Origin of the sequence: Micromonospora sp. S4605, from assembly GCF_003176715.1 — a bacterium.
GTDB lineage: Bacteria > Actinomycetota > Actinomycetes > Mycobacteriales > Micromonosporaceae > Micromonospora > Micromonospora echinaurantiaca.
On record NZ_QGSW01000157.1, the window covers coordinates 1 to 18,118 of the forward strand.

Annotated in this window: 20 protein-coding genes and 2 pseudogenes; 10 read left to right on the top strand and 12 right to left on the bottom strand. The window is 74.2% G+C overall.

Going from position 1 to position 18,118, the window contains the following annotated elements:
- From DLJ47_RS11305 to DLJ47_RS11330, 6 genes are all read right to left on the bottom strand, one after another.
- The coding region (locus tag DLJ47_RS11305; protein ID WP_109899995.1) for an ABC transporter ATP-binding protein at window positions 1-713 on the bottom strand (713 nt) is incomplete at its 3' end.
- 130 nt (window positions 714-843) lie between these two features.
- Window positions 844-2,238 carry an efflux RND transporter periplasmic adaptor subunit gene (locus DLJ47_RS11310; protein WP_109899996.1) on the bottom strand — a complete coding sequence of 465 codons (1,395 nt, stop codon included), beginning with the start codon at window positions 2,236-2,238 and terminating at the stop codon, window positions 844-846.
- Window positions 2,239-2,332: 94 nt separating this feature from the next.
- Complete coding sequence (locus DLJ47_RS11315) at window positions 2,333-3,637, bottom strand: hypothetical protein (protein ID WP_233257783.1); 1,305 nt, start codon at window positions 3,635-3,637, stop codon at window positions 2,333-2,335.
- A 98-nt stretch (window positions 3,638-3,735) separates the two neighbouring features.
- Window positions 3,736-4,071 (bottom strand): YrdB family protein, encoded by a 336-nt coding sequence (locus tag DLJ47_RS11320; RefSeq protein WP_109899997.1) that lies wholly within the window; start codon window positions 4,069-4,071, stop codon window positions 3,736-3,738.
- Window positions 4,071-4,646 (bottom strand): TetR/AcrR family transcriptional regulator, encoded by a 576-nt coding sequence (locus DLJ47_RS11325; protein WP_109899998.1) that lies wholly within the window; start codon window positions 4,644-4,646, stop codon window positions 4,071-4,073. The genes DLJ47_RS11320 and DLJ47_RS11325 overlap by 1 nt, the downstream gene beginning before the upstream one ends.
- A complete protein-coding gene (locus DLJ47_RS11330) occupies window positions 4,639-5,436 on the bottom strand; it encodes an alpha/beta fold hydrolase (protein WP_109899999.1) in 798 nt (265 codons plus the stop codon). Before DLJ47_RS11330 ends, DLJ47_RS11325 begins: the two co-directional genes overlap by 8 nt.
- An 83-nt stretch (window positions 5,437-5,519) precedes the next feature.
- Here DLJ47_RS11330 and DLJ47_RS11335 point away from each other — a divergent pair, with 83 nt between their 5' ends.
- The gene (locus DLJ47_RS11335) at window positions 5,520-5,921 is read left to right on the top strand and encodes a VOC family protein (protein WP_396774073.1); all 402 of its coding nucleotides are present in this window, start codon (window positions 5,520-5,522) and stop codon (window positions 5,919-5,921) included.
- A gap of 1 nt (window position 5,922) precedes the next feature.
- On the opposite strand, the gene DLJ47_RS11340 is transcribed toward DLJ47_RS11335, so the two are convergent.
- Window positions 5,923-6,843, bottom strand: coding sequence for a proline dehydrogenase family protein (locus tag DLJ47_RS11340; protein WP_109900001.1), 921 nt, complete (start codon window positions 6,841-6,843; stop codon window positions 5,923-5,925).
- 220 nt (window positions 6,844-7,063) lie between these two features.
- Between DLJ47_RS11340 and DLJ47_RS11345 the strand changes: the two genes are divergently transcribed.
- The 3 genes from DLJ47_RS11345 to DLJ47_RS11355 are packed head-to-tail and all read left to right on the top strand — an operon-like array spanning window position 7,064 to window position 9,105.
- Complete coding sequence (locus DLJ47_RS11345; protein ID WP_233257784.1) at window positions 7,064-7,333, top strand: hypothetical protein; 270 nt, start codon at window positions 7,064-7,066, stop codon at window positions 7,331-7,333.
- 1 nt (window position 7,334) lies between these two features.
- A complete protein-coding gene (locus DLJ47_RS11350; RefSeq protein ID WP_109900002.1) occupies window positions 7,335-8,501 on the top strand; it encodes a glutathionylspermidine synthase family protein in 1,167 nt (388 codons plus the stop codon).
- Window positions 8,502-8,520: 19 nt separating this feature from the next.
- Complete coding sequence (locus DLJ47_RS11355) at window positions 8,521-9,105, top strand: CGNR zinc finger domain-containing protein (protein WP_109900003.1); 585 nt, start codon at window positions 8,521-8,523, stop codon at window positions 9,103-9,105.
- Window positions 9,106-9,129: 24 nt separating this feature from the next.
- On the opposite strand, the gene DLJ47_RS11360 is transcribed toward DLJ47_RS11355, so the two are convergent.
- Window positions 9,130-9,936 (bottom strand): sugar phosphate isomerase/epimerase family protein, encoded by an 807-nt coding sequence (locus DLJ47_RS11360; protein WP_109900004.1) that lies wholly within the window; start codon window positions 9,934-9,936, stop codon window positions 9,130-9,132.
- Between the two features lie 75 nt (window positions 9,937-10,011).
- The gene (locus DLJ47_RS11365) at window positions 10,012-10,956 is read right to left on the bottom strand and encodes a Ppx/GppA phosphatase family protein (RefSeq protein ID WP_109900005.1); all 945 of its coding nucleotides are present in this window, start codon (window positions 10,954-10,956) and stop codon (window positions 10,012-10,014) included.
- 74 nt (window positions 10,957-11,030) lie between these two features.
- Between DLJ47_RS11365 and DLJ47_RS11370 the strand changes: the two genes are divergently transcribed.
- From DLJ47_RS11370 to DLJ47_RS11380, 3 genes are read left to right on the top strand one after another with little or no spacing between them, the layout of a single operon-like run.
- The gene (locus DLJ47_RS11370) at window positions 11,031-11,840 is read left to right on the top strand and encodes a hypothetical protein (protein WP_109900006.1); all 810 of its coding nucleotides are present in this window, start codon (window positions 11,031-11,033) and stop codon (window positions 11,838-11,840) included.
- A 45-nt stretch (window positions 11,841-11,885) separates the two neighbouring features.
- Entirely contained in the window at window positions 11,886-12,086 is a 201-nt protein-coding gene (locus tag DLJ47_RS11375) for a CopG family transcriptional regulator (RefSeq protein WP_109900007.1), read from the top strand.
- Window positions 12,083-12,472, top strand: a complete 390-nt coding sequence (locus DLJ47_RS11380) for a type II toxin-antitoxin system death-on-curing family toxin (protein WP_199235791.1) — start codon at window positions 12,083-12,085, stop codon at window positions 12,470-12,472. The genes DLJ47_RS11375 and DLJ47_RS11380 overlap by 4 nt, the downstream gene beginning before the upstream one ends.
- A gap of 67 nt (window positions 12,473-12,539) precedes the next feature.
- On the opposite strand, the gene DLJ47_RS11385 is transcribed toward DLJ47_RS11380, so the two are convergent.
- Window positions 12,540-13,223: a response regulator transcription factor gene (locus DLJ47_RS11385; RefSeq protein ID WP_088996204.1), complete on the bottom strand. Its 684-nt coding sequence runs from the start codon at window positions 13,221-13,223 to the stop codon at window positions 12,540-12,542.
- Window positions 13,224-13,246: 23 nt separating this feature from the next.
- Window positions 13,247-14,533 carry an ATP-binding protein gene (locus DLJ47_RS11390; protein WP_109900008.1) on the bottom strand — a complete coding sequence of 429 codons (1,287 nt, stop codon included), beginning with the start codon at window positions 14,531-14,533 and terminating at the stop codon, window positions 13,247-13,249.
- A 200-nt stretch (window positions 14,534-14,733) separates the two neighbouring features.
- Between DLJ47_RS11390 and phoU the strand changes: the two genes are divergently transcribed.
- Complete coding sequence (phoU, locus tag DLJ47_RS11395) at window positions 14,734-15,387, top strand: phosphate signaling complex protein PhoU (protein ID WP_109900009.1); 654 nt, start codon at window positions 14,734-14,736, stop codon at window positions 15,385-15,387.
- A 44-nt stretch (window positions 15,388-15,431) separates the two neighbouring features.
- On the opposite strand, the gene DLJ47_RS11400 is transcribed toward phoU, so the two are convergent.
- Window positions 15,432-16,199, bottom strand: coding sequence for a phosphoglyceromutase (locus DLJ47_RS11400; RefSeq protein ID WP_109900010.1), 768 nt, complete (start codon window positions 16,197-16,199; stop codon window positions 15,432-15,434).
- 151 nt (window positions 16,200-16,350) lie between these two features.
- On the opposite strand from DLJ47_RS11400, the pseudogene DLJ47_RS11405 reads away from it, so the two are divergent.
- Window positions 16,351-17,673 (top strand): annotated as a pseudogene (locus tag DLJ47_RS11405) (MDR family MFS transporter); the annotation flags it as partial.
- Window positions 17,674-17,862: 189 nt separating this feature from the next.
- Window positions 17,863-18,118 (top strand): annotated as a pseudogene (locus DLJ47_RS11410) (MFS transporter); the annotation flags it as partial.

Sequence of the window (18,118 nt, forward strand, 5' to 3'; positions counted from 1 at the left end):
GTCCCGCCCTCCCCCGCCGGCACGGCGCTGTCCGAGGCGACCACGCCGTCGCGCATCGCGATCCGCCGCCGGGCCCGGGCGGCCACCTCGTGGTCGTGGGTGACCAGCACCAGCGCCACGCCCGAGGAGGCGTTGAGCCGTTCCAGCAGCTCCAGCACGGCCGCGCCGGTCGCGCTGTCGAGGTTGCCGGTGGGTTCGTCGGCGAGCAGCACGGCCGGGTCGGTGACCAGTGCCCGGGCGATGGCGACCCGCTGCTGCTCGCCGCCGGAGAGCTGGTTGGGGCGGTGGTTGAGCCGGTGGCCGAGCCCGACCCGGTCGAGCATGGCGGCCGCCCGCGCCCGCCGCTGTCGGGCCCCGACCCCCCGGTAGACCAGGGGCAACGCCACGTTGTCCACCGCGGACGTGCGGGGCAGCAGGTGGAACGCCTGGAAGACGAAGCCGATGGTCCGGTTGCGCAGCGCCGCCAGCTCGGCCGCGGAGAGCGCGGCCACCTCCCGGCCGCCGATCACCAGCCGGCCGCCGGTCGGCCGGTCCAGCCCGCCGAGCAGGTGCATGAGGGTCGACTTGCCGGAGCCGGACGGCCCGACCAGGGCCACGTAGTCGCCGGGTGCGACGGTCAGCGAGACGCCGCGCAGCGCCGGCACCGACACCCCGTCGAGCTGGTACGTCCGGGAGACGTCGGTCGCCTCGATGGCGGCGGGCGCCGCGCTCACCGGGTCACCCCGGGGAGGCGCGGTCGCCACCCCACCGCGCCTCCTGACCGCCGGCCTCGCGGCCGCACCGCGCCTGCTGGTCGCCGGGTTCGCCGTCCCACCGCGCCTCCTGGTCGCCGGCTTCGCGGCCTCACCGCAGCTCCTGGCCGTCGCGGACCTGGTCGGTGCCGCGGACCACCACCCGATCGCCGGGCTGCACGCCGCTGACGATCTGCACCAGGTCCTCGCCCTGCACCCCCAGGGTCACCGTGGCCCGGCCGGCCCGGCCGTCGCGGACCAGCCAGACCGCGTCCCGGCCGTCGGCCGAGAAGACCGCCGAGGCCGGTACGGTCACCGCGTCGGCGGCCTCCCGGACCCGCAGCCGCACCACCGCGTTCATCCCGGGCCGGGGCACCGGCGCCGGCTCCCCCTCGCCGTAGCTGCCGGCGTCGAGGCTGAGCCGCACCCGGTAGGAGACACCGCCCCGGGCGGAGGTGGTGGGCAGCACGTCGACCGAGCGCACCCGCGCCGGGTAGCTCGCCCCGGTCACCGCGTCCAGTTCGGCGGTGGCGACCAGACCGGGGCGCACCAGCAGCACGTCGGTCTCGTCGACCTCGGCGAGCAGGCCGAGCGCACCGACGTCCACGATGGTCAGCACGGGTGTGCCGGCGGTGACCAGCCCGCCGACCGGCACCGCGTCGTCCACCCCGGCCGGCGGTCGGCCACCGGATGGTGCGAAGGCGGACGGGTCCAGGCCGGCGGGCCCGCCCCCGGCCGCGCCGAGCAGGTCGTCGAGCCCCGCGGGCGAGCCACCGGCGGCGGTCCCGCCCGGCTGCACCACACCGGCGATGGGCGCACGCAGGGTCAGCGCGTCGACCGTCGCCTTCGCCAGGTCGTACGCCTGCTGGGCCTGCAGCCGTTGGGCGGCGGACAGCGCGCCGACGGCCGAGTCGAGGCCGGCGACCCCGCGCTGGACGGCCCGGACCGCCTGGTCGGCCGCGCGGGCGGCGATCCGGTACTGCTCCTGCGCGGCGGCGACCTGGGCGAGCAGCGCGCCGCGCAGGTGCGGGTCGCCGATCTTTTCGGCGGCGGCCCGGGCCGCCTGGAACGCCTCGGCGGCGGCCCGGTCGGTGCCCCGCCGGGAACCGCCCAGCTCGGTGCCGCCGATGCCCCGCCCGGCCCGCTTGGCGGCGGCGAGCGCCTCCCGGGCCTGGCGGAGCCGGGACCGGGCGGTGGGCGAGTCGATCACGGCCAGCACCTGGCCCCGGCGGACCCGCTGGCCGGGTTGGACGCGCAGGCTGACGAGGGTGCCGTCGGCGGCGGCGGTGAGGGTCGCCGCGGCGCGGGCGGTGACGGTCGCCGGCGCGTCCACCACCTCGGCCACCGCGGCGCGTTCCGCGGCCGCCAGGGCGACGTCGGGTTGCTCCTCGCCGCAGGACGCCCCGGCGGTCGCGGTGAGGACGGTGACGGCGAGGAGGGCGGTGAGCAGGCGGGGCCGCGTCGCTGCGCGCAGCCGCGGCGAGTGGGTGCGGCGCACCCCGTCGATCCTACGAACGCGTCGCCATCAGCACCATCACGCGAAGCCGCCGTCATCGGCCGCCGATCCGCCCGCCACCGGGTCGGCCCGCGGCCCTGGCGGGTCAGCCGGACAGGCCGCGGACGTACGCCACACAGGCGTCGTGCAGGGCCGGCCAGGGCTCGCCGAACACCTCCTCGGCCGCCTCGGCGACCGTTCGGCGCTCGTGCACCACCGCCCGGAAGAAGTCCAGCAGCCGCTCCTGCCCGAACCGGTCGACCAGATGCCGGACGGCCAGGTAGGAGATGCCGTAGCTGCCGGCGACCCGATCGGCCGGAGCGTCATCGGCCGGGCTGAGGTCGTCGAGCCGGCCGGTCCAGCCGCCGGCGGCCAGCCGGCGCACCTCGTCCAGCCCTTCGTACCGGTCGACCGGCTGGCCGTCCACGCCGGCGAACTCGGCCAGCCCCTCCACCAGCCACCAGGTCGAGGTACCCGGGTAGCCGCGTTCGGGCAGCGACGCGGCGTGCGTCAGCTCGTGTCGGAGCAGGTCGTCCAGCCCGGCGGCGCTGAGCCCCTCGGCGTTCAACACCACCTCGTGGTGACCGCCGCCGACGGTGACCGCGTACCCGCCGGTCCACTTCGGCCGGCCGCCGCCGTACCAGCGCTGCCACTCGGCACGGCCGGCATGGAAGACCCGGTACCGGTCGGGCGGCGCGCCGTCCACCGCGTACGAGTCGGCGACCCGCGCCGCCGCCTCGGCCTGGCTGAGCAGCCGGGGCAGCTGTCCGCGCAGCGCCGGGGTGGTCGCCACCAGGGTCCGCGCGCCGACGGCCACCACCAGCTCGCTGGTCTCCCAGGGCCGGGTGCCGGTCGCCGCCGACCGGGACTCCTCCATCCCGACCAGGCGCGGCTGCTCCCCGCTCTCCTTCCAGCGGGTGCCGATGAGCACCGGGCTGGGCCGGCAGTCCGGCGTCACGAAGCAGTACCGGAACTCCACCAGCAGGCGCCACTCCCCCGGCCGGCCGGGCACCGTCTCGGGCACGCCGTTCGGGCTGGCCTGCCAGACCGTCACCCGGAGGGCGCGCAGCGCGGCGAAGCGCCGCCGCAGGTCGGGATGCGCGGCCGGCTCGGCCACCGCTAGGAAGCCGGCCCGGTCCCCGGCCAGCAGCGCGGTGGCCTGCCGGTCGAGCTGGGCGGTGATCCGCTCGGCGAGCTGGCGGGCGGCGAGCGTGGCCGGGTCGGGGGCGGGGGTGCCGAGGCGGTCCAGCACGGTCCGGGAACCGGCGTCCCGGACCGCTCCGACCAGCAGCGCCGCGGGCAGACCGCAGGTCAGCAGCAGCAGGAACACGGTGAGCGCGGCCCACAGCTGCCGGCGCCGGCGGGTGGGCGGCTCGTCCAGCCGGTCGATCTCCGGCGCCCCGTCAGTCACCCGCCGAAGGGTACGACCCGCCGCTCGCTGCGGCGAGGGCGGCCCGGCAGGTCACCGTGCCCGACCGGCGGCCGAACGCCGCCAACCGGTTCCGGCGGTCAGGCCGGGCGGCCGGCCCGTCGCAGCAGGGTGACGGTGACCGCCCAGGCCACGACCAGCGCGACACCGGCCACCGGCCGGCCGAGCAGGGCGAGCAACACGCCGCCGACGGCGAACCAGGCCGCCTGGAACGTGTGCTTGGCGGCCGGCCGCAGCGGCACCGTCGCCTTGGGCGAGCCGAGGACGCCCCACAGCGCGGCGAGCAGCAGCGGCACGCCGACGGCGGCGGCCAGCCGGACCGGGACGGCGGCGTCCAGCGTCCAGCCCCACCAGCCGCCCACCACCAGCACGGCCATTTCCAGCACGAAGAGCAGCAGCAGACCCAGGGCGTACATCAGGACTCCGCGCGGGGCCAGGACCGGAACGCGGCGTCCAGGGCGGTGATCAGGTGGTCGAACGAGCGGTCGACCGCGCGGGGCAGGCCGAACCCGCCAGCGGCCTCCAGCGAGACGAACCCGTGCAGGGTGCTGCGCAGCATCCGGGTGGCGTCGGTGGCCGCATCGCCGTCGAGCCCGTAACCCCGCAGGATGGCGAAGATGGCGCCGACGGCACGCTCCCCGGCGGCGACGTGCTCCGGATCGGTGGGATCGGGCACCCGTTGGGTGGCCGGGTAGCGGCCGGGGTGCCGGCGGGCGTACGCCCGGTAGGCGTGGGCCGCGGCCCGCAGCGCGTCCCCGCCGGCCCGGCCGACGGCGGCCGTGGTCAGCTCGTCCGCCAGCTCGGCGGTGGCCAGCGCGGAGAGTTTCTGGCCCAGCGCGTCCGCGCCCCGGACGTGCTTGTAGAGGCTGGGCAGCGCGACGCCGAGCCGGCCGGCCAGCGCGGCGAGGGTGAGCTGGTCGGCGCCGACCTCGTCGGCGAGCCGGGCCGCCTCGCGCACCACGGCCTGCTGGTTGAGCCCGACCCTAGGCACCGGTGACCGCCAGGAACTCGGTGAGCTGGGCGACCGTCCGCGCCGGCTGGTCGGCGTGCGGGTAGTGGCCGGAGTCGTCGATCATCCGCGCCTCGGCGGTGGCGAAGAGCCGGCGGGCCGCCCGGGCCGCCGCGCCGGGGTCGGGGAAGTCCGGGTCCTTCGTGCCCATCAGCACCAGCACCGGCTGCCGGACCTCCCGGGCGCGGGCCGTCCAGTGCGGCTCGACCGGCGCGGCCACTCCGCGGGTCGCGGCCATCCGGCCGGGCTCGCGCAGCTTGGCGACCATCGCCTTGCGGTACGCCGCGTCGTCGGCCGGCCGGTCGCACGGGAAGAGCGTGCGGTGGAACAGCCCGAACAGCCGAGGGCTGCGCAGCACGGCGGCCAGCGCGACCCGCAGGAACGGGTTGAGCTTCGGCTGCTCGACGAACGGGCTGACCTGGACGATGCCGTTGACCAGCTCGGGGGCATCGGTGGCGGCGAAGACCACCGCCGCCGCGCTGGACGAGCTGCCGACCAGGGTGGCCGGCCCGCCGCCGAGGTCGCGGACCACGGCCAGCAGGTCGGCGCCGACCTCCGCCGGGGCGTACGACGGCCAGCCGGCGCTGGAGTCGCCGTGCCCCCGTACGTCCACCGACGCCACCCGGTGCCCCGCCGCCACGAGGAGCGGGACCAGGTGGCGGAAGGAGCCCCGGTTCTCGCCCATGCCGTGCGAGAGCACCACCAGCGGCCCCTGGCCGCGCACGTCGTAGGCGATCCGTCCGCCGTTCCGCACCACGTAGCTAACCTTCATAACCTAAAAGCTAACCGCATTAGCTGCGATCGTCAAGGCTTGACCTCGACCCGACTTCAGCTCGCAGGATTCCTGGCATGTCGATCACCAACACGGTTCCCCACCTGCGCATCGCCCGTCCGAGCCGCGACCTGGTCGCCGCCGAACGCTTCTGGGTCGGTGGGCTCGGCCTCGACGTGCTCTGGCGCTCCACCGCCACCGGGCCGGGCACCCACGACCTGCTGATGGTCGGCTGGCCGGCCGCGCACTGGCACCTGGAACTCGTCGGCGGCGCCACGCTCACCGCCGAACCGACCCCGACCGAGGAGGACCTGCTGGTGCTCTACCTGGACGGGCCGGTGGACGACGACCTGGTCCGGAAACTGGAACGGGCCGGCGGGACGAGGGTCTCCGCCGGCCCGTACTGGGACCGCTGGGGGGTGACGGTGGCCGATCCGGACGGCTACCGCCTGGTGCTCAGCACCCGGGGCTGGTCGAACGGGTGACTCACTTCTTGGAGATCAGGGCCCGGCCGAAGAACATCAGGTTGGCCGGGCGCTCGGCGAGCCGGCGCATCAGGTAGCCGTACCAGTCCTCGCCGTAGGGCAGGTACGTCCGCACCGTGTAGCCCTCGCCGACCAGCCGGGCCTGCTCCTCCGGCCGGATGCCGTACAGCATCTGGAACTCGAACTGCTCCGGCCCGCGGTCGAACCAGCGGGCCCGGTCCTCGCCGATCGCGATCAGCCGGGGGTCGTGGGTGGCCAGCATCGGGTAGCCCTCGCCGGACATCAGGATGTTCAGGCACCGGACGTAGGACTTGTCCACCTCGCGGGCGGACTGGTAGGCCACCGACTCCGGCTCCTTGTAGGCGCCCTTGCACAGCCGCACCCGGGAACCGGCAGTGGCCAGCTCGCGGCAGTCCGACTCGGTCCGCCGCAGGTACGCCTGGAGCACCGCGCCGGTCGCCGGGAAGTCCTTGCGCAGCTTGGCCAGGATGTCCAGGGTCGAGTCGGTGGTGGTGTGGTCCTCCATGTCCAGGGTGACCGTGGTGCCCACCTCGTCGGCCGCCAGGCAGATCGACCGGGCGTTGTCGTACGCCAACTGCTCGTCGAACGCCTGCCCGAGCGCGGAGAGCTTGACGCTCACCTCGGCGGCCGGGGTGAGCCCCGCCTCGGCGAGCATCCGCAGCAGCCGCAGGTACTCGTCCCGGGTGGCGTTGGCCTGCTCGGGGGTGACGGTGTCCTCGCCGAGGTTGTCGAGGGTGACCGCGAGACCGTTGTCGACGAGCCCGCGGGTCGCGCGCAACGCGTCGTCGGTCTTGGCGCCGGCGACGAACCGGCGGACGACGTCCCGGGTGAACGGGGCCGTCGCGACGAGCCGCTCGACCTGGGATGACCGGGAGGCGGCGAGGATGACGGAACGGAGCATGCGCTGAGCGTAACGCCCCCGTGCGGCCGCCCGCCGGGCGGCGGCGGGGTGCGTGACCAGCCGGCCGGCACCGCCGCCGCCGTGCCGCCGCCGTGCCGCCGCCGTGCCGCCCCGGGCCGCTCCGACCGGGCCGCCCGGGCCGCTCCGACCGGGCCGACGGGGGCGCTTCGAGCACCCACCCGGGGCGGCGCAACTGGCGGAGATCGGCTACAACGATGCCGTGGAACAACGCCCCCGCCGCCGCCTCCGGTCGGCCTCCGTGCAGCTCGGCGCGCTGACCGCGCTGGCCCTTGCCCTCTCCGGCTGCAACCTGACCTCCGACGACGATGACGACGACTGCGCCCTCGGGCCGGCCGGCGGTGGCGACACCGTCGCGCTGGCGCTGCGGGCGCCGGCGGCCACCACCGGGCGTACCACCCCGGAGCCGGCCGCCGCGGCCGTGCCGGAACGCGGCGGGTTCGGCACCCACCTCGCCGCCTGCGGCGGCTGAGGTGCGCCGCGAGTCGGTCACTCCCCGGCCCGGCTGGGACGTCACCATCCGGGAGCAGGGCCTGGTGTACGTCGACACCGAGCTGCCCGACGGCGGGGTGATGTCGTACTGGGACGAGACCGCGGCGTACGCCTTCGAGCTGGACGAGGTGCTCCGGTTGGAGGAGGCGACCGAGGAGCTGCACCGGATGTCGGTGGCCGCCGCCGAACACGTGGTCGCCCGACAGCGCTACGCCGAGTACGGCATCCCGGCCTGGGCGGCCGAGGCGGTGGCCCGGTCGCTGCGGGAGCGGCCACCGACCCTCTACGGGCGCTTCGACCTCTGGTACGACGGCAGCTGGCCGCCGAAGCTGCTGGAGTACAACGCGGACACCCCCACCGCGCTGGTCGAGGCGGCGATCATCCAGTGGTACTGGCTGGAGCACACCCGGCCCGAGCTGGACCAGTGGAACAGCCTGCACGAGCGACTGGTCGGTGCCTGGGCGAAGATCGGGGCCGGCCTGCACGACCGGCGGGTGCACGTGGTCTGGTCGAACGAGGAGGAGTCCGGCGAGGACCACATGACCGCCGGCTACCTGGCCGAGACCGCCCGCCAGGCCGGGCTGGACGTCGAGCTGCTGCCGATCCAGGAGATCGGCTGGGCCGGCCGGCGCTTCGTCGACGCCGCCGACCGGCCGGTGACCACCTGCTTCAAGCTCTATCCGTGGGAGTGGATGCTGGCCGAGCCGTACGGGCCGCTCGCGCTCGACCCGGGCACCCCGACCACCTGGATCGAGCCGGCCTGGAAGCTGCTGCTGTCGAACAAGGCGCTGCTGGCCGTGCTCTGGGAGCTCTATCCGGGGCACGAGCTGCTGCTGCCGGCGTATCTCGACGGGCCGCGCGGGATGTCCGAGTACGTGGCGAAGCCGCTGCTCGGCCGGGAGGGCGGCTCGGTGCGGATCGTCACCGCCGGCACCGAGTTCACCAATCCCGGGATCTACGGCGACGAGGGCTGGTGCTACCAGGAGTTCCGGGCGCTGCCCGAGTTCGCCGGCAACCGGATGGTGCTGGGCAGCTGGATCGTCGACGGCGAGTCGGCCGGGGTCGGGGTCCGGGAGAGCGTGAGTCTGATCACCGACGGTTACGCCCGGTTCCTGCCGCACTACATCGACGCACCGCGTGGCGGGTGAGTCGTCTACCGTTGGGGGCGTGAACTTCGACGCGTACGCCCGGACCGGCGTTGATCTCGTCAACGCCCGCCTGGACGACCTCGACAACCTGCGGGCCCTCTTCCCCGACGACAACGCGTGGATGCGCGACGAGGTGGCGGAGCGGGACCTGGCGATCTTCCGGCGGGCGCAGAAGCGGCTGCGCGACGTCTTCGAGTACGGCACCTCCGGGCGGGACGCCGAGGCGGTGGCCGAACTCAACTCGCTGCTGGAGGCGTTCCCGGTGCAGCCGCGCATCTCGGGGCACGACTCCAGCGACTGGCACATGCACGTGACCAGCCGCGGCTCCTCGGTGAGCGCCGAATACCTCGCCGGCGCGGTGTGGGGGCTGTCGGTCTGGCTCTGCGAGTACGGCAGCGCCCGGTTCGGCGTCTGCGCGGACGAGCGCTGCGGCAACGTTTATCTGGACACCTCGTCCAACTGCTGCCGGCGGTTCTGCTCGGAGCGCTGCGCCACCCGCTCGCACGTCGCCGCGCACCGCGCCCGCAAGCGCGCCGCGGTCGGCGAGCAGGCGACGGTGGCCGCCCAGCCGGCCCCGGCCGAGTCGCTGACCCCGGTCAGCTGAGCCGCCCCGCCGGGCGGGCGCCGGTCAGGCGTCCACCGGCGACGGGGTGCTCAGGTGCTCGCGGGCGAACTGCAACGCGGCGCGCAGGTCCGCTTCGCGCACCGCGCGACTCTTCGCGCCCCGGGTGGTGACCTCCACCGCGACCGAGCCGGTGAAACCCCGGCCGGCCAGCGAGGAGAGCAGCTCCGCGCAGGGCTGGGTGCCGCGCCCCGGCACCAGGTGCTCGTCCCGCCCCTCGCCGGTGCCGTCGCCGAGGTGCACGTGGACCAGGCCGGCGCCCATCCGGTCGGCCATCTCGATGGCGTCGGTGTGCGAGGCGGCGCAGTGCGACAGGTCGAGCGTGTAGGAGGGGTAGCCGGTGTCGGTCGGGTCCCAGCCCGGGACGTACGGCACGAACTGCCGGCCGGCCATCCGGACCGGGTACATGTTCTCCACCGGGAACCGCAGGTCGGGGTACTCCCGGGCGATCTTGTCGAGCCCGTCGGCGAAGTTGCGCGCGTAGTCCCGCTGCCAGGTGAAGGGCGGGTGCACCACCACGGTCGGCGCCCCGAGCGTCGCGGCCAGCTCGGCGGAGCGACGCAGCCGCTCCCACGGGTCGGGGCTCCACACCCGCTGGGTGACCAGCAGGCAGGGCGCGTGGACGGAGAGCACCGGCACGCCGTAGTGCTCGGAGAGGCCGCGCAGCGCGCCGGCGTCCTGGCTGACGGCGTCCGTCCAGACCATCACCTCGAGGCCGTCGTAGCCCAGCGCCGCGGCCAGCTGGAACGCCGCCGCGGTCCGCTCAGGGAAGACCGAGGAACTGGACAGGAGCACCGGGACTGGGGAAGTCACACCTGTCAGGGTAGCCCGCTCCGGTGACAGCATCGTGACGAGCAGCCGCAAACCGGTGCCAACCACTCGGCCGGATCACACCGGATCGAGCTGGTCCAGCCGGCGCAGGATCACGCCCTCGCGCAGCGCCCAGGGGCAGATGTCGAGCGCGTCCACGTCCAGCCGGCGCATCGCCGCCTCGGCGACCACCGCGCCGGCCAGCAACTGGTGCGCGCGGCCGGCGCTGACCCCGTCGAGTTCGACCAGCTGGGCTGGCGGGATGTGCCGGATGAAGCCGAGCACCTGCCGCAGCCCGGCCCGGGTCAGCCGGCGGCGGGCCCAGAGCCCGGCCCCGGACGGGGCCGCGCCGGCCAGCCGGGCCAGGGTGCGGAACGTCTTCGAGGTGGCCACCGGCCGCTCCCAGCCCACCTCGGTCATCCGCTTCACTACCGGGTCGAGCAGCCCGTCGACGTACGCCCGCAGCTCGTCCACCCGCTCGGCCGGGGGCGGGGCGGCACTGTCCGGGCTGGTACCGAGCCGGTCGCGGGTCAGCCGGCCCGCGCCGAGCGGCAGCGATTCCGCGACGTCCGGCTCCTCGTCGATGCCGGCGGCGAGTTCCAGCGAGCCGCCGCCGATGTCCAGCACCATCAGCCGGCCGGCGGACCAGCCGAACCAGCGCCGGACCGCGAGGAAGGTCAGTCGGGCCTCGTCCGCACCGGAGAGCACCGCCAGGCGTACGCCCGTCTCGTCGTGGACCCGGGCCAGCACCTCGGGCGCGTTGGTGGCGTCCCGGACGGCGGAGGTGGCGAACGCGAGCAGGTCGTCGGTCGCCAGCCCGGCGGCCGCGGCCTTGGCCATGCTGACGGCCTTGACCAGGCTGTCCGCGCCCGCCTCGGTGAGCGCGCCGTCCGGGCCGATCTGCTCGGCGAGGCGCAGCACCACCTTCTCCGAGTGCGCCGGCCACGGGTGCGCGCCGTGGTGGGCGTCGACCACCAGCAGGTGCACCGTGTTGGAGCCGACGTCGAGGACACCCAGTCGCATGCTGTCGACCCTAGGGCCAACTCGTTTGCGCGGCTCGGCGGCCCGCGGGCGGCACCGCGCGTACGCTGGGCCGGGTGACAGGGCAGATCGAACTCCGCGTGCTGGTGGACGACCCGGCCGACCCGCGCAGTCGCGAGGTGCCGCTGGACTTCCCCCGGGAGTGGGTCGAGTTCGCCGACCCGGCCGACGAGCAGCACCTGATCCGGGCCGACCTCACCTGGCTACTCTCCCGCTGGACGTGCGTCTTCGGCCGGGGCTGCCACGGCATCATCGCCGGCCGGTCTGCCGAGGGCTGCTGCTCGCACGGCGCGTTCTTCACCGACTCCGACGACGAGAAGCGGGTCCGCTCCGCGGTCAAGCGGCTCACCCCGGAAACCTGGCAGCACTTCCGGCGCGGCTTCAAGCAGTGGACCGAGGAGGACACGGTCGACGGCAAGAACCCGGCCCGGCGGACCGCGACCCAGGGCGCGGATGGCCCCTGTGTCTTCCTCAACGACGCCGACTTCCCGGCCGGGGGCGGCTGCGCGCTGCACGCTCAGGCGCTGCGCGACGGGGTGCACCCGCTGGAGTACAAGCCGGACGTCTGTTGGCAGCTGCCGATCCGCCGGGACCAGGACTGGGTGAAGCGGCCGGACAACACCAAGGTGCTGGTCTCCACGCTGTCGGAGTTCGACCGGCGGGGCTGGGGTGCCGGCGGGCACGACCTGGACTGGTGGTGCACCTCGTCGACCGACGCGCACGTCGGCGCCGAGCCGATGTACGTCTCCTACGGCCCGGAGCTGACCGCGCTGATCGGCGCCCCCGCGTACGCCAAGCTGGCCGAACTCTGCGGTGCCCGGTCCCGCCAGGGCATGGTCGCCCCACACCCCGCCGACCCCGGCTGAGCCGACCCGCAGTGATCTTGGTAGCACCGTTGCTACCATTTGGCCATGGCCATGACACTGCGACTCGACGAGGATCGCGAAGCACGGCTCCGGCTGGTCGCCGAGGAGGAGGACCGGTCGATGCACGCGATCGTGGTCACCGCGATCGACGACTACCTCGCCCGGCGGAACGCCCGACGCTTCGAGGAACTGGCCGACGAGATCATCGAGCGCCACGCCACGCTGCTGGCCCGACTGGCCGAGTGACGCCGGACGAGGTTTACCACCCGACCCTGGCCGACGTCGCCCGGATCGCCCGCAGGATCGGTGCCGGCGTCCGGGACGCCGGGCTCATCGAGTCGGCCCTCGCCCGGCCCCGGACCAGCGTTCTCGGCGCGGACGCCTATCCCGACCTGTGGACGAAGGCCGCCGCGCTGCTGCACTCGCTGGTCAACAACCGTCCGTTCGTCGACGGCAACAAGCGGATGGGCTGGATCGTGGCGGTGGCCTTCCTGGCCCAGAATCGCGCCGTCTCCGACGACGAACTGCGCGGGGCCCACCTGGACGCGGCGTACGACCTCGTCATCGCCGTCGCGGAAGGCCGGCTGACCGAGGTCGATCAGATAGCGGACGCGCTCCGCAAGGTGTTCTGACGCCGAGAGATCTTGGTACGAGACGGCCCTTCCAGCGGCGGTTTCGCACCAAGATCTCTCGCCGGGATCAGGGCTCGAACTTGTAGCCGAGGCCCCGGACGGTGACGATGAAGCGCGGCGCGGACGGCTCCGGCTCGATCTTCGACCGCAGCCGCTTGACGTGCACGTCCAGGGTCTTGGTGTCACCGACGTAGTCGGCGCCCCAGACCCGGTCGATGAGCTGCCCCCGGGTGAGCACCCGGCCAGCGTTGCGCAGCAGCAGCTCCAGCAGCTCGAACTCCTTCAGCGGCAGCTGCACCGGGGCGCCGTCGACGGTCACCACGTGCCGCTCGATGTCCATCCGGACCGGGCCCGCGGCCAGCGTCGGGACGCCGGACTCGGCCACCTCGGTGCTCTGCCGGCGCAGCACCGCCCGGATCCGGGCGACCAGCTCGCGCGGCGAGTACGGCTTGGTCACGTAGTCGTCGGCGCCGATCTCCAGACCGACCACCTTGTCGATCTCGCTGTCCCGCGCGGTGACCATGATGATCGGCACGTGCGAGCGCTGCCGCAGCTGCCGGCACACCTCGGTGCCCGACATCTCGGGCAGCATCAGGTCGAGCAGCACGATGTCGGCGCCGGTCCGGTCGAACTCGGTGAGGGCGGTCGGGCCCGTCGCGGCGACGGAGACCTCGAAGCCCTCCTTGCGGAGCATGTACGACAGGGCGTCGGAGAACGACTCCTCGTCCTCGACCACCAGAACGCGGCTCAACGGGCTTTTCCTTTCCATTGCTGTCAGACCTGCCGGAGCTCGGCCGGACCGGACTCGATCCCAGCGGGTGGCAGTGTCGCCAGGAGGTCGTCCGGTGGACGGGCGGGCAGCCGCAGGGTGAACGTCGACCCACCACCAAGAGTGCTCGCCACCTCGACCCGTCCGCCATGGTTGCTCGCGATGTGTTTGACGATGGCCAGCCCCAGGCCGGTCCCGCCGGTGTCCCGGGAGCGCGCCTGGTCGGCCCGGTAGAACCGCTCGAAGATCCGGTCGACGTCGGTCGGCGCGATCCCGATCCCCTGGTCGGTGACGGCGATCTCGACGTGCTCGTCGTCGGCCCGGGTGGCGATCCGCACCGTGGTGTCCTCGCCCGAGTAGTTGATGGCGTTCTCGACCAGGTTCGACACGGCGGTGGCGAGTTGGCTGTCGCTGCCGTACACGGTCAGGCCGCGCTCGCCGGTGACCTCCACCTCGATCCGCCGGGCGGCGGCGCTGGTGCGGGTGCGGTCGACCACCTCGGCGACCACCCAGTCCACCGCGACCGGCTCCGGCGGCGGCTGCGGCTCGGCGCCCTGCAACCGGGTCAGCTCCAGCAGCTCCTGCACCAGCCGGCCGAGCCGGGTCGACTCGTGCTGGATCCGCTCGGCGAAGCGCCGGGCGGCGACCAGGTCCTCGGACAGGTCCGGCGCCGCCGCGCCGGCCGGCTCGGTGGCGTCCAACAGCGCCTCGGCGAGCAGCTGCAGGGCGCCGATCGGCGTCTTCAGCTCGTGGCTGACGTTCGCCACGAAGTCCCGCCGCACCCGGGCCAGCCGGTGCGACTCGGTCACGTCCACCGCCTCCACGGCGACGTGCCCGCCGCCGATCGCCATCGCCCGCAGGTGCACCCCGAGCGGGTTCTCCCCGGCGGAGTCGCGGCCGCGCGGCAGGTCCAGCTCGATCTCTCGCCGCACGCCGGTGCGGCGCACCTGGCCGGCGAGCGTACGGATCAACGGGTGGGCGGCGATCGAACCGGGCGTCGGGCCGGTGCGGAGCAGCCCCATCGCCCGAGCGGCCGGGTTGACCCGGACCGGCTGGTCGTCCGCGTCCAGCACCACCACGCCGGCGCGGAGCGAGTCGATCGTCCGGCGGCCGAGCCCCGCCTGCTGGTCGTCTGGTATCGCGAGCCTCCCCATGCCGAGACGGCGGCCGGACCGCTCCGCCGCCGAGGTGACCCGGGCGCGTACCGCCGGGACCAACGCGACCAGCAGCAACCCGGCGGCCAGCCCGGCCACCAGGCCCACGACCACACCGACGGTCACCGCCCACTCCACCCGGCGATCGTAGGGTCATTGTTAACCCGGGCATCGCCCATAACAGGACGAACCACCTTCGCGTCCGGGAAAGTTCACTCCCGCGTCCGGCGCCGTTCACCCGGGTTCATCTGCGGTCCGCCCATTCGGCCTAGCGTGGGCGGCGCACCTGCCCATCCCGCGCCGGCCCCGCCGGCGGACACCGATTCCAGGACGTGAGAATGCGCGACGAGTTCCGGGCTGACCTGCAGATCGTCAGCCAACTGCTGGTGGACATGGCGGAGGGGATCCGGGCCGCGATGCGGCAGGCCACCCGCGCCCTGCTCACCGCGGACCGCCGGGCCGCGGAGACGGTGATCGAGCGGGACGCCGAGATCGACGACCTCTACCGGCACGTCGAGGAGCGGGTCTGCGACCTGCTCGCCCGGCAGGCGCCGGTCGCCTCCGACCTGCGCGCCATGATCACGGCGCTGCACGTCGCGGCCGACCTGGAGCGGATGGGTGACCTGGCCGACCACGTGGCGAAGACCGCGCTGCGGCGGCACCCGTCGCCGGCCGTGCCGGCCGAGCTGCGGCCGATCTTCACCGACATGGCAGCGATCGCCGACCGGATGGCCGAGAAGATCGCGTCGGTGCTGGCCAAGCCCGACGTCGCGGTCGCCGCCGAACTGGACCGCGTCGACGACGCCATGGACGACCTGCACCGCAGCCTGTTCGCGGTGCTGCTCGGGGAGGACTGGCCGTACGGGGTGGAGACCGCGATCGACGCCACCCTGCTCGGCCGCTTCTACGAGCGGTTCGCCGATCACGCGGTGAACACCGCCGAGCACGTGATCTACCTGATCACCGGGGAGACCACACCCTCGGCCAACTGAGCCGCCGACGGGGCCCCGGCCAGCCGGCCGGGGCCCCGTCGCGTTCAGCGGCCCTGGTTCGCCACCGCGGCGGCGGCCTCCTTGGCGGCCGCCGGGTCGAGGTAGGTGCCGCCCAGGGTGTGCGGGCGCAGGTGCGCGTCGAGGTCGTAGCGCAGCGGGATGCCGGTCGGGATGTTCAGCTTGGCGATCGCCTCGTCGGAGATCTGGTCCAGGTGCTTGACCAGGGCCCGCAGCGAGTTGCCGTGCGCGGCCACCAGCACCGTACGGCCGGCCAGGATGTCCGGCACGATCGAGTCGTACCAGTAGGGCAGCATCCGCTCGACGACGTCCTTCAGGCACTCGGTACGCGGCATCAGCTCGCTCGGCAGCAGCGCGTACCGCGGGTCGCCGACCTGGGACCACTCGTCGCCGTCCGCGATCGGCGGCGGCGGGGTGTCGTACGAGCGACGCCAGAGCATGAACTGCTCCTCGCCGTACTCGTCCAGCGTCTGCTTCTTGTTCTTGCCCTGCAGCGCGCCGTAGTGGCGCTCGTTGAGCCGCCAGGACCGGCGGACCGCGATCCAGTGCCGGTCCGCGGCGTTCAGCGCCAGCTCGGCGGTGCGGGTCGCGCGGCGCAGCACGCTGGTGTGCACCACGTCCGGCAGCAGGTCGTGCTCGCGCAGCAGCTCGCCGCCGCGGCGCGCCTCGTCTTCGCCCTTCTCGGTGAGGTCGACGTCGACCCAGCCGGTGAAGAGGTTCTTGGCGTTCCAGTCGCTCTCGCCGTGCCGCAGCAGGACCAGCGTCCCGACGGTGGGCCCCTCGCTCGCAGTCATGCGGATCATCCTGCCGTACCCGGCGGTCGGACACGCGGCGAGCGGTCGTGACGACCACCACGTGGAAAAGCCGATGACCGGCAAACCGGCCCGGCACTAGGTTGTAAGGCGCTTGTGATTGATCGGTCATTACCGGGGGCGGGGGCGGCAGATGCGGACGGTGCGGGGCTGGTTCAGGGACACGGCGGGCGGGCTGCCGGCTCGGTTCTGGTACCTCTGGACCGGCACCCTGATCAACCGGCTCGGCTCGTTCGTGCTGGTGTTCCTGGCCATCTACCTCACCCAGGAGCGCGGCTTCTCCGCCTCGCAGGCCGGCCTGGTGATCGGCCTCTGGGGCGTCGGCGGCGCGGTCGGCACCACCGTCGGCGGCACGCTGACCGACCGCTGGGGTCGCCGGCCCACCCTGTTCACCGCGCACCTGGGCGCGGCCACCATGATGCTCACCCTCGGCCTCGCCCGGGACCTGTGGGCGGTGGCGCTCGGCGCCCTGCTGCTCGGCATGTTCGCCGAGGCGGCCCGGCCGGCGTTCGGCGCGATGATGATCGACGTGGTGCCGGCCAAGGACCGGCTTCGGGCCTTCTCGCTGAACTACTGGGCGATCAACCTCGGCTTCGCCTGTGCGGCGGTGCTCGCCGGCCTCGCCGCCCAGGCCGACTACCTGCTGCTCTTCGTGGTCGACGCGGTCACCATGCTGGTCACCGCGCTGATCATCTTCATCAAGGTCGGCGAGACCCGGACCGCTGTCACCGTGGCGCCGGGACAGGCCAAGGGCAAGCCGCCGGCCGGAGCGCTGCGCACCATCCTGACCGACCGGGTCTTCCTGGGCTTCGTGGCGTTGAACCTGCTCTCCGCGCTGGTCTTCCTCCAGCACATCTCGATGCTGCCGATCGCGATGGGTGACTCGGGCCTGACCCCCGCCACCTACGGCTCGGTGATCGCGCTCAACGGCGTGCTGATCGTGGTGGGGCAACTCTTCGTACCCCGGCTGATCCGGGGCCGGAGCCGGTCGCACGTGCTCGCCCTGGCCTCGGTGGTGATGGGCGTCGGCTTCGGGCTGACCGCGTTCGCGGACGCCGCCTGGTTCTACGGGATCACCGTGCTGATCTGGACGCTCGGCGAGATGCTCAACTCGCCGTCCAATGCCACCCTCATCGCCGAACTCTCCCCCGCCGACCTGCGCGGTCGCTACCAGGGCGCCTTCTCGCTCTCCTGGCAGGTGGCCGGTGCCGTGGCACCGATCCTCGGCGGCCTGGTCCGCGAGCAGGCCGGCAACGGCGCGCTCTGGCTCGGCTGTGCGGCGATCGGCGCCGTGACGGCGGTCGCCCACCTGGTCTCCGGGCCGGCTCGGGAGCGGCGGGCCGCGACGCTGCGGGCGGCCGCCGAGCAGGTCGTGCCGGTCACCGCCACCCGGACGCCGGCGCCCGAGGCGGCCGAGGCGGCGGCCACCGCCCCCGCCCTGCCGGTCCGGTCGGGTGTGGATGCCGCGCCGCCGGCTGACGCCAGCGACGGCACCGGGGTGGACGGGTCGGCTGCGGGCGGCCCCGGCCGGTCCCGGTCGACCGAGTCCGCCGGGGCGCGGTGACCAGCGACACGTGGCGCCCGGTGGTCGGGCTCCCTACGGTCTGGACGGAACTGTCAGTTAACTGAACTGTTCGGAGGACGCGTGCGGCCCCTGCGGCGCTGGCTGGACGACACCGCCGGCGGTCTGCCCGCCACCTTCTGGTACCTCTGGGCCGGTTTGCTGATCAACCGGGCCGGCGCGTTCGCGATGCTCTTCCTGTCGCTCTACCTGACCTCGGCGCGGAGCGCGAGCGAGGCGGTGGCCGGCGCGGTGGTCGGGGCGTACGGGGCCGGCGGGGCCGCCGGGGTGCTGCTCGGCGGGGTGCTCGCCGCCCGGTTGGGCCGCCGCTCCACGCTGC